The following is an 11,233-nucleotide window of genomic DNA, read 5'->3' on the forward strand; positions in this document are numbered from 1 at the left end:
AGTACCAGCAACAAACTCTTTGAACACCCGAGTCATGCCTGAAAAAATCCCGGGGGTTCGGGGGCTGGCCCCTGAGCACGCGGGATGCAGCACCTAACAACTATCAAAAAGTTGTCTCACTGTCGTTGACACATTCCGCTGGGCGTGCGTTTGCACCGCGGTAAATATGAGCCCATAATGCCGCGTACACAGTCCGGCGCGTTTTACGCGGTGGGGTGGGGGGCGGTGTGACCGGAGTGCGCTATTCAAGGGTGCCCTTTTGGGTCCTCCCACATTATTCAACATGCTGCGATGGGATTCCGTGCCCCGCGGGCCATAGAGAAAGTTCGTGCGTGGCAAAAATATGGGGGGTTGGGGGGAATGTGCGGCGTGACGAGATGGCCCCCCGGTTCTTGGGTCCTCTCTGGATGTTCTTTGCGAGGGTCTATCCCAAAGCATTCCGGTACTTTCACACAAACACGACGCGTTTTGGGACCACCCCTACTACCCCATTGAAACCGGCGGGTCCTTCCGAAGCGGATCCTATCGCGGTTCCCAACCGTTCGTGCGGCTGATCAAGAGAGAGTCCGTCCATCCGGCTATCGTCAACGAACAAGGGGCATGCCAGCGATTCCGAGTGGTGGGTCAACGGGGCGATATTCCGCAAACTGGTTGCTGCAGGATCGGGATCGCTAGTAAAAAAGCCAGGAATTCCATGCAGCGCTGAAGGGGCTGCATTGACGGTAAACTTGGAACATGAAAACCAAACTGCTTTCATCCTGACTGCACATCTTTTTACAGGTCAGTGCTTCCATTGTTAAACAGCAACTCGCCAGCGTCTTTTCTGAGGTCTTCTACATAAGCTAAGAGAGCTGATTTGGCATTGTCCTCACTTGCGTGCATTCCGCTCCCAAATGCAGAGCAAATTGCCGTGTCAAGTGAAAACCCCTCTTTCAAGCCCAAGGCAACTTTGTCTCGCACATGAAAAAAACCGTGATGATTAATAGCAAGAAGGAGCGCATGCTCAATACACAAAAACTTGCCCTGAAAGCCCTCAGCAAATTTATTGATCAAAGGATGATTTGCCAAAGCTCTCATCGCTCTCTTGTCTCCAGTACAAACAACCGCATTCGACTGATCGAATGCAGCTGAGATCAAAACCACCTCCCCAGCGTCAAGTTTTGGTGAAGAAATTTGCTGGACAATCTCTAGTTGAGTGGCGTTTAGAGTGACTACGCCCAATTCAAGAGTTGAAATTTCATCAGCGACTGTACTTGGAACTCGATTCTGCTTTAGTCGTCTGCGTAACCAAGGAAAGAAAGTTGGTGTGATACTGTAGCGTGAACCGTTATCAAAACAGTCCAACACTTCACGGAGCAACCTGCATTGAGCCAACTTCACCACTGCATCATTGTCAGCTAAGAGATTCATGAGTTCCCGAAATCCGCATCAAATACTCAGCATGGTCCTCTGGAAGTTCGTCAAGATTGAGGTTCTTAACTAAGCATCGATTAAGAATCTTTGGTGCATATGCATTGGGGTAGAGGGCACTAAGTGCAGCGCCGCCGAGACCGTGAAAACTACCGGCCAACCCATGAACGTAATTTAAAACGATGTGCCCCGGGTAAACGCAATCTTCGATTCCTTTTGCGTGACAACGAGCCGCTAAGTCTGATGCTTTGTGTGGACGAGTGGTGCTTCGGTAGTTTCGGTTTTCGCTACCGGTCAAGATTGCCAATGCATTCTTGTCCGCGACAGCCTCCTCTGCGTCGTTTTCATCCACTTGATCCGTCACTTCAGAATCGAAGATCAGCGAATCCCCAGAAACGTGGCCAGCGATCAAATGTCCTAATTCATGAGCAAGGATAAAAAGTAGCCATGCTGGCTGCTTTTGGTTTTTACAGATGATGATCGCAGGTCGATCATGGACAGAGATCAGCATTCCGTGGGGTTTGCGAATGCCTTTCGGAAACTTGGTCACGTGCAGAACTGGGACGCCATGAGACCAGCAATATTCGGTAAGGTTTTCAAGATCGACCCATTTGTGTCCTTCGGAAAGAATCTCGTCACGGATTTGCCCTGGGGGCATTCCTATGAGTTGCGACGGGTCACCCGAAATAGCTGCTGTAGCAAGCTCAGCTGCCCGCTTACAAATCCCAATTATCGCTTCTCTTTTATTTAATGTTGCTGCACCTTTGAATTTGCAACAAGGCAATTCTAAAAATTCTAACGCAGTGTCAGCATCAACAAGTGAAGGGAAGGATATTCCTAAACCTTGCGAAAGGCGTAGGGCAAGTTCGGTGAAACCAGCATCCGTATCGGTTTCGTTGTCATCCCACCATTGAGGTAAGATGAATTCATGAATGAATCTTTGCGTGATACTGTGAGCTCCAAGGCGAGCGTAGAGCCTTTGAGTCCGTTCTGGATGCGTGATTTTAGAATCTCTCTTGTGAATTCGGAGTTTCAGGTCTTGTTAGTTATAGTTTAGCCAAAAATCATTCGGCGTGTGCAATGCCACTCAACCCGTAAAATTGGGTGCTTGAGCGAAATAAACGTCATTTATACGCGATTTTCCGTTGGTAATGAGACCTGAGAGCTCTTTGGTGAGCCCAGTTGCTGATTTACCTCAGTAGAGGGGTGGCTGGCAGGCCAGATGGGTTAGGTCTGCAGCCGATGAAAGTTTACCGACCATGAACCCCTACAACTCGTCGACGCCGACAAAGCAGCACGATCACGTCGACTTGCTATTGGATCCGCCCTTAGGTAGTTCACCGCTCGGACTTGGTTGTGTGATGTGCGTCTTCGGGCCGACTACGGTTGCGGTGATATGGGCCTTCGAGACGGTGGCTGGGTGGCTTGGGTGAGAGATCAATCATGGTTCTAAGATTGGATCACGATCACGCCGCCGCGTTGCTCGCCCAGGTCACGCCGTCATCCTGGAGTACCCAATTGCGAGCACCTCTCAGATAAAGACGGGTCCTCCCGATGGGGCGGCAGGGCCTCGGGGGTGTGTTCTCGCTGTGAAGTCACTGACACTTGTGAAAAATTCCTGCACCCCACCACCACCATATGCGGCGGGTCCTTCCTGTGGGGCCCCTGCGGGGCGAAGCCCGGTTATGGGGACCTTTTGTTACTCACGTCGTTTTGAAAAACCAAGTAAGTAAGTTTTATTTTGGCCGCGTTCGATCAACGAAATAGGAGGCGGTTATTAGCAGGAGTCCGAATGCCAAAACGATGAATCCCTGCATTCCGGATTCCCGCCCGGGCATCATCATGAAAGCGCCTGCCAAACATGAAAAAAATCCTATTGTGCCGAGTACGATCATCAAAAACGTAGCGAGCATGGGAGCCTCATAGATTGCAGGATTAACACGTTTCGTCGATCAGAACTGGCAATCAGTCGTGAGCGCCAGGGGACTTCACGGGATGTGGAGAGTCGTGGAAGGGCATGGGGGCATCATATCCTAGCGACGGAGCGCGATATGGACCGCGTGGTTATCCGCGAACAACAAAAAGCCATAATTCAGCAAATTTGCTGGCGGTTCAGGGCGGCCGGTTGCATCTGTGAAACGGGACACCGACAATCAGCGGAGGCGGGCTAGTCACCTGTCACATTGAATCCCACCGACTGACCCCGGTGGTTTCTAGGGTAGGTCACTGATCCTGACCGCACGATTCAGCCGGCTGCACGCGTAATCCTTTCCGCTACGGCCGGATGAATCGGCCCGCTGTCGTGAAAGGGTGTTGATGGGTGATGAGGATTTAGAGTCGTCTTTGGAAACGATGCGTGCTGCGAGAACCGTAGTCAGATGTGTGAACTACTTGGAGCTGACGCTTGAATTAGTTATGCGGATGCATAACGTTGACGAGCGAGATCTTGCGTTGAAAAGATGCGTCGACATTATACGCGAGATCACAACTATTGATCGTGTGACGTTACACGAATCCATTGACATTCAGGAGAAAGTAGGGGCGTCGCTGGCCGTTCACGCTCTTTTGGCGGTTGCTGTTGCCAAACGGACCATGAGACGAGTTGATATTGTTGGAGAGTGTTGGCTGACGACTAACGAAGCAGCGGAACGGAACATAAGTCGGCTACACCGCTCGATGCTGGCACTGGAAAAAGACCTAACAAAATTGCCGGATCTGCAGACCGAGGGTATTGAAACGTGGGGGCCGAATTGGCTGTGGCCAACGCCTGGGTCGCTTGAAGATTTGCGAACGCGGTTGAGTGAACTAAGCAAAGCGATCGTAAAATATGAAAGAGTGCTGGTTGGCAAGTCAATCAAGACGGTAACGGTAGCATGTAGCAACGAGCAAACAGTGTTCCTGGAATTGCTAAGGCGAATCGGACGTGTTGCAAACTGGGATTCCGGCGATGGTTGCTTTGCGGATGGTCCCCAACCATTGACAATAATGTGGGAAGGATGGCTAGAGCAATCGTTTGACGTGAAAGGATGGGAACATTTCGCCCCGGCTGTTTTCTGGGAAGTTGTGAATAATCTCAGGAACATGGGGATTCCGTTTGATGCAGATTGCTGCAATATCGGCCTGGTGTTCGATGATTGCTGTTTTAAGCAACCGAGGCGACGCCACGACATCGACAGTCTTGAGCCTGCAAAGGAGCCGCCGACTGATATTGCCGTCATCCCACCGGGTGCCACATTTCAGACGCTCAACGATAAGAACGGTCCCACAATCGCTGCGTCAATCCGCGATGGCTTTGAGACATCCTTGGATTGCTTTCTTGAAATTTATGCCGACCAGATTCGTATGATGATGGATCTAGTGGCTACGCGGTTGACGCCTGACCGAAGATGGCTTCGTGTTGATCTAACACGATTCAGGCAGTTCGCTGCCGCCAACGAATGCATGCCCACCGAGGGATACTATCCGGATGAGTTTCTAAAGAATGATCCGTTTCAAGCGGCGATCGATTTAGAAGGACTGACCGGTGTGAAATTGGCGAAACATGGCGATCCAATTTGGCTGTTGATGCAACATAAGCGGTTCAAGGAAGCGACAGCGACGCATGGCGAGCAATCTACATTTTCGGATTATCTGCAACGCAATCACCCAGAACGATTGTTTGATCCTGACGATCCAAACGGTTGGGGGCGAACTGCGACAGAGCAATTGAAGTATGAACCCCTCCTAACAGAAACGGAGAGGGAGGCGTATTTAGCTGAATTGGCCCCCGATGTGGCAGAAAAAAGCAGGCATGCGAGTAATGTAAGAGAGAGCAAATTAACAACGAACGATCGATTGGTTTTGCTCTACACCAATACGCCTGAGGCGAGCGATTGGACCGCCCCAATTATCGCACAACTCTGGGGAGTCGATGAGTCAACGATACGAAAATGCGCCATGTGGAAGGCAAATCAAAAAGTACTGAAGGCTCAGAAGCGTGAACACGTGAAAAGACGTGAAACGTGAATCCCTTTCCTGTTTTGTGTTTGTGTTTATTTTTTTTGCGGCGTTTTTCATTGCTTTTTGCCGCAATTAGTCGCTGTTGAAACGTGAATCACTGTCATGTTCGCCCCTAGGTAAACCCCCTTTCAAGGAGATTACCTATGGTCTGTGCAACGACACTTCCGCCCCCTCTTGGCGAATCCCCCGCGTATTTGGTTGCTGCAGCGTATGCAGCCCACCGATCGGGCGACGCCGAATTAGAACGCGTAGTCCTCCGTCGACTAATCCGCGATTTCGGGATTAGGTTGATATTCGAGCGTACGCAGCTCCCCTCTGCCAACGCCCTGCACGGGGGCCAAGCATGAACGTGCAAACCATTGCTCTTTCCCCCGCAGACATCGACCGACTGGGACGCGTTATTGCTAATCGGTTGGCGTCGCAACCGTTGCTGGTCGATGCGGTGGAACTTGCGCCACTGATTAACGTTAGTGTCGAAACCGTCAAACGCTACACCAAAAGTGGGTTGATCCCGTGTGTGCGAATTGGCCGCCGGGTGTTGTATCAGCCCGAGGCAGTTATTTGGGCGTTGATTGAAGCAACCGCCAACGGAAACGGTGGTGACGATGAATAATCACAAACGCCCCCAATTCCGTAACGACAACGGGTGTCCTACCCGATACCCCAGCATTGACGAGTTGAAAACCGCTTCCCGTGGGCAATGGCTGCGAATTTTGTCTGATGCGGGTCTACCGTCAGAATTGCTCGATGGGAAAGGGCACCCGTGCCCGAGATGCAACGATGGTAAAGACCGGTTTGCCGCTTGGCCTGATGTTGCTGATCGTGGTGCTGTGCATTGTCGGAAGTGCTTCACCAAAGGGACCGAACCCACACCAAGCGACGGCATAGCAACGCTGCGCTGGTTGCACGATTGCGACACTATGGCCGCGTGCAGATGGCTTGCTGAATGGCATGGCTTGGCAGGGAAACCGTCGAAACGATTGGAGCCTCGCCCTGTGGTGGGATCGATTCGGTTGGACCGTGTTCCATCGCCTACACCGGATGCGTTCAACGAACTCGCAACGCGTTGTCATAGCAAGATGAAACCGGCCTGGTTCGTTCGGTTGGCCGACCGACTGAACTTACCCGCTGAAACGCTTGCTCAATTGCGGGTGGGGTGGTACGCCGAGAAGAACGCGACGACTTGGCCCATGGTCGATGCCAAAGGCTTAGTGATCGGGATCCGTTTGCGTTGCCTTGAAACGAATCGTAAGTGGTCTGTCCGTGGTGGCCGCGCCGGATTGTTCGTGCCGGTAGGTTTGCCCAAATGTCCCGATAGGTTGTTTGTTTGCGAAGGGCCGACCGATACCGCTGCCGTGTTGTCGATGGGATTGCCTGTAATCGGACGGGCATCGTGTACGGGATCGGTGGTGATGGAATGCGAAACCGTCCGACGCTTCAAACCGTGCGAATGCGTGGTTATCGCTGACCGCGATGATGCGGGACGACGCGGTGCCGAATCGTTGGCGGTTGGACTGCTGACGTGTTGTCGATCGGTTCGTGTCATCGTTCCACCCGAACCGTGGGGCGACGTGCGGGAATGGATTGCCCGGGGTGGAACCGCTACGGACATCACCGCCGCAGTTGAAACTGCGAAGCCGCGGTGCCTGACGATTAATAGTGGGGTGACATCATGACCGATGACCCCCGAGACGTTCAGGACAATGCACCCGATCGACTTCGCATTGAAGCGAAACCCGCTGGGCGTGGATCCGCTGCAAACGTGGTTTGCAAGCTGGGCGAGACGACGATTCACCGCGATAAGATCGACCCGGCAAAGGCAATCGACCGCAAACGGTTTGCCGCTGCCGTTATCGCGACTATTGGCGATGGTTGCCCAATTGGGTTAAACGACATCGAAAACGAGTTAATGGTCATTGTCGATAAGCTGGATGCCGACACAGCAAAAGCGAACGACGTGGACGATCAATCGCCGCCGGTCTATTACGGCGAAGAACTGGACGCATCCCAAGTAATCCGGCCCGAGCTGGTGATTCGGTCGGATGCGTCCGCCATTGCGATCCCGCGATTGCTCAATGCCGATGGCAAAGTGATCGGTGATTGGTTGCTGTTTCAACGTTGCGGTGACATTCGCCGCGTGCAACGGTTAGGCGACCGATTGGACGTGGGCGATGGTCCCGCGTTGTGGTTGTCTCCCGTGCCCAGTGAACCGACGCCCGAGGACGTGAAACGTTTCAACCGATGGACACCGGGCAGTCGTGAAGCTTGGGTCAACGGTGAACCATCACCGACGACTGCCGAGACGTTAGTGATGGTTGCCGAGCGGATTAACCGCTACGTCGTTTTACCGCCGGGTGATGCAATGGAACACGCGTTGACGTTGGCCGCGTGGGTGATGATGACCTATTGTTACCCGACGCTCCCGGCCGTTCCATATCTGTATCTTGCTGGTCCGCCGGGATCGGGTAAGACGCGAACAATGGATGTGTTATCGCGGATGGTGTTTCGTCCGTTCATGACCGGCAACGCATCGGCCCCAGTGATCTTTCGGACGCGGCACACGTTCGGAGGTGTTCTATTGCTCGATGAAGCCGAAAGGATGCGGGATACCCGTTCGCCTGATGTGCAAGAGATCCTATCAATCTTGCTTTCGGGGTATCGACGTGGTGGAAGTGCTTCACGCATGGAACCCAAGGGCGACACGTACCAAAGCAAGTCGTTTGATTGTTTCGGTCCCGTAGTGCTGGGTTGTATTAAAGGGTTGCCGCCTGCCTTGTCGAGCCGTTGCATAACCGTCCGGATGATGCGGGCGACAAAAGACGATCCGCAAATTGAACGTTCGCTTGATGACACGCCCGAGGAAGCCGCCGCTGTGCTCGATGCGTTGCATTGTTGGGCGCTCGATTATGCCGCCGCTGCGATGGCTTGCCCGGTGCCGTCATCGTCGCTTGCTAATCGGGACGCTGAACTGTGGGGGCCGTTACTTCGTGTTGTTGCCCATACCGGCAACGCTGAAACAGTGGCGTTGTTGGTAGACCATGCTGAGCAAATGACGCGGGCGGCTGCGGACGATGCAACGCCCGAGTACGACGAAGTGATCGTGACCGCGTTCTATCGGCTGCGGAGTGAAGGCGAGACGCCCCGAGCGTGCGACGTGTTGGAACGTGCCCGGCTACTCGATTCGGAAACGTTTGACCAATCGTGGAAACCTCGCATGGTGGGCGGCATCCTTAAACGGTATTTCACTGAACGCCGAACGAATGGTCGCAAAGTCTACCGGGACTCGACAAGCGACATACTGACCGTTGCCCAACGCTACAGTTTTGACGTGGAGGGTTCCCGTAATGAATAGGCACAACCACGACGCCAAACCGACCCTTTCGACCCCACCGACCCTATCGGATTCGTTCGACCCTGCCCAAGACATCGAAAACACCACAAAACACGGGGTTTGCAAAGTGCTGAGGGTTGAAAGGGTCGATAGGGTCGCTCTGCGGAAAGGGTCGCTACTTGCTGCGATATTCGGGGTCGATAGTGCATCAACGCCCGATTCGTTGCCGACGCTATTGGAACGTCCATCCGACGAACTACCCGTGGAACCGTGGCCGGTTGCAAGTGCTATCGTCTGTCAATTCTGCGAATCGATGCGGCTGGGCGATTGCGATAACCCGCCCGGGATTCGCTGCGACGATTGCGGTTCGCTGGTTTGGATCGACGATGGAGAAACGATTCGCAAAGTCGGTTGGAACGACCACGACCTAGGATCGATGGCACCGGATGACCTACCGACGTGTTGCGATTGCGGGCGGCTGTGCGATACCCAAACGCTCGATGACGCTTGGCATTGCTCCCGGTGCGATGCATCCGCAGCAAGCCGAAGAAAAGAGACTGAATGATTTGGGTGGGACTCTGCGACGCCAAGTCGCTATCATGAACCTCGCAACGGCTAGGGCTGTACACCCGAAAACCGACTTCACCATCGGCTGCCGTTGCCCTTTTTACTCTGGTGACATTGAAAGGTGAATCAATGGCTTTTTTGACTGAACAGAAGGGCAACCGCGCCGGCTGGAAAATCCGTTTCCGCGATCAAGACAAACGGCAACGCGTGATTTGGCTTGGCAAGTGTTCAAAACGCAAGGCCGACGATGCGTTGCGGCACGTCGACGAATTGCTAACGGCGAAGACGCTAAACAGCAAGATTGACGAAAAGACGATTCAGTGGGCTAATCGCGCCGAAGGCCGGTTACGTGATCGATTGCTGGCGTTGGGGCTGTTGGACGTTGCAACTGCAAAAGCGAAACCGCGGACCGTGATTGCTTACATGCGGGAGTACATCACTGAGCGAACCGATTGGAAGAAACCCGAGAACTACAAGCAAGCCGTTGACTCGCTCGAGCAACACTTAGGTGACGATCGACCATTAACGGCATTCACACTTGGCGATGGTGACCGATGGCACCGATGGTTGATGGACAAAACAACGGGGCCCGGACTCGCTCCTAATACCGCTGGGCAACACGTCAAACGATGCCGGCAGATGTTGAAGCAAGCCGTCAACGATCGGCTGATTGATCGAAACCCGCTGGTTGGCATCAAGATCGATTTGCGAAGCGATACGTCAAAAAATCGTTTTATCGATGCGGCAAAAGCGAAGGCGATAATCGACGCTTGCCCTGACCAACAATGGCGAACGCTGTTTGCCCTTGGCCGATACGGTGGCCTGCGATGCCCCAGCGAAGTGTTGCGGCTGCGATGGTCTGACATTCAATGGGACCGCGGCCGGTTTAAAGTGACCGCCCCCAAAACGGAGCGTTACGGGAAAGGGCAGCGCATCGTGCCGTTGTGGCCCGAGCTGCTAGCTGAGCTGAACGATTTGTTCAACATCGTGAAACCTGGAATCGAGACACCGGCCGATGGATTCGTCATCGCTCGTTATCGCGATTCGGAAGCCAACCTGCGGACGACGTTCAACCGGATCGTAGAGCGGGCGGGGGTTGCTGTGTTCCCAAAGCCGTTCATGGCGCTGCGGGCGAGCCGCCGAACTGAACTGGAACGAACTGGGCGGTTTACGAACCATGTGCTAAATGACTGGTTCGGGCATTCTGGGGCGATTGCGGAAACGCACTATTTGCAGACGACCGAAGATGACTACGCCGAAGCGATCCGAGCCTGCGCCGTGGTATCACCCGTGGTATCGGCTGTGCCGGGTCCCGAGGAAACCCGGGGTGTCAACGATGCCGAAAAGCCAATAAAAAACCCACCCGTGACACTTCAAGTTGCGTCAAGAGTGGGTTTGAGTACACCCGGAGGGATTCGAACCCCCAACCCTCGGTTCCGAAGACCGATGCTCTATCCAGTTGAGCTACGGATGCGTGATTCTTAGAGTTTAGCTTCCCTTGCCGCTTTGTCCAAGTGTCCTCTAACAGGTTTTTTGGGTTACCTATCTTACCATGACCCCCGCCGTCGCTTGCTGGTTCACTTTGACGCCATTCTATTAGATGCAAATCAATTTTCATGGTATCCATCGGCAAGGAGACGGCTGGAATATGGCAACCCAATCAAAGTCCACTCGATCGAAATCAAAGTCCAAATCCAGCCGCTCGGACGCAAAAAGTAAGCCTGCGAATCGCATAAAAGCCAAGGGAAACCCCTTCCATCAGCGGCTTGCCTCGCTGACCTACTACCAAGCCTGTCAATTGCTCGGTGAACAAGGCCCCGAACTGCTCCGCCAAAGCAACCGAGCCTTCGAAATCGATTCCGAAGAAGATGTCTTCCTCGGCGGCGACCTGTACCGCGTCCGATTCCATGATTCCGACGTCCCAGG

8 protein-coding genes, 1 tRNA gene and 1 pseudogene are annotated in these 11,233 nt (G+C 53.5%); 6 read left to right on the forward strand and 4 right to left on the reverse strand.

What is annotated here, in order from left to right:
- Positions 1 to 448: 448 nt before the first annotated feature.
- From ABX962_RS18720 to ABX962_RS18730, 3 genes are read right to left on the reverse strand one after another with little or no spacing between them, the layout of a single operon-like run.
- The gene (locus ABX962_RS18720; RefSeq protein ID WP_372721557.1) at positions 449 to 757 is read right to left on the reverse strand and encodes a hypothetical protein; all 309 of its coding nucleotides are present in this window, start codon (positions 755 to 757) and stop codon (positions 449 to 451) included.
- A 17-nt stretch (positions 758 to 774) separates the two neighbouring features.
- The gene (locus tag ABX962_RS18725) at positions 775 to 1,410 is read right to left on the reverse strand and encodes a hypothetical protein (protein WP_372721558.1); all 636 of its coding nucleotides are present in this window, start codon (positions 1,408 to 1,410) and stop codon (positions 775 to 777) included.
- Positions 1,394 to 2,194 (reverse strand): hypothetical protein, encoded by an 801-nt coding sequence (locus ABX962_RS18730; RefSeq protein ID WP_372721559.1) that lies wholly within the window; start codon positions 2,192 to 2,194, stop codon positions 1,394 to 1,396. The genes ABX962_RS18725 and ABX962_RS18730 overlap by 17 nt, the downstream gene beginning before the upstream one ends.
- A 1,532-nt stretch (positions 2,195 to 3,726) precedes the next feature.
- Between ABX962_RS18730 and ABX962_RS18735 the strand changes: the two genes are divergently transcribed.
- From ABX962_RS18735 to ABX962_RS18755, 5 genes and pseudogenes are all read left to right on the forward strand, one after another.
- Complete coding sequence (locus ABX962_RS18735; protein ID WP_372721560.1) at positions 3,727 to 5,415, forward strand: hypothetical protein; 1,689 nt, start codon at positions 3,727 to 3,729, stop codon at positions 5,413 to 5,415.
- 337 nt (positions 5,416 to 5,752) lie between these two features.
- Positions 5,753 to 6,022: a helix-turn-helix domain-containing protein gene (locus ABX962_RS18740; RefSeq protein WP_372721561.1), complete on the forward strand. Its 270-nt coding sequence runs from the start codon at positions 5,753 to 5,755 to the stop codon at positions 6,020 to 6,022.
- 307 nt (positions 6,023 to 6,329) lie between these two features.
- Positions 6,330 to 7,085, forward strand: a complete 756-nt coding sequence (locus ABX962_RS18745) for a toprim domain-containing protein (RefSeq protein ID WP_372721562.1) — start codon at positions 6,330 to 6,332, stop codon at positions 7,083 to 7,085.
- Positions 7,082 to 8,761 (forward strand): hypothetical protein, encoded by a 1,680-nt coding sequence (locus ABX962_RS18750; protein ID WP_372721563.1) that lies wholly within the window; start codon positions 7,082 to 7,084, stop codon positions 8,759 to 8,761. The genes ABX962_RS18745 and ABX962_RS18750 overlap by 4 nt, the downstream gene beginning before the upstream one ends.
- 675 nt (positions 8,762 to 9,436) lie before the next feature.
- A pseudogene (locus ABX962_RS18755) lies at positions 9,437 to 10,504 on the forward strand (tyrosine-type recombinase/integrase); the annotation flags it as partial.
- Between the two features lie 203 nt (positions 10,505 to 10,707).
- Here ABX962_RS18755 and ABX962_RS18760 read toward each other — a convergent pair.
- Positions 10,708 to 10,781: transfer RNA gene (locus ABX962_RS18760), tRNA-Arg, on the reverse strand.
- Between the two features lie 174 nt (positions 10,782 to 10,955).
- On the opposite strand from ABX962_RS18760, the gene ABX962_RS18765 reads away from it, so the two are divergent.
- Positions 10,956 to 11,233, forward strand: a 278-nt coding sequence (locus tag ABX962_RS18765; protein ID WP_372721564.1) for a hypothetical protein, incomplete at its 3' end; no start/stop codon positions are given.

Source organism: Novipirellula sp. (assembly GCF_041583735.1).
Taxonomy (GTDB): domain Bacteria; phylum Planctomycetota; class Planctomycetia; order Pirellulales; family Pirellulaceae; genus Novipirellula.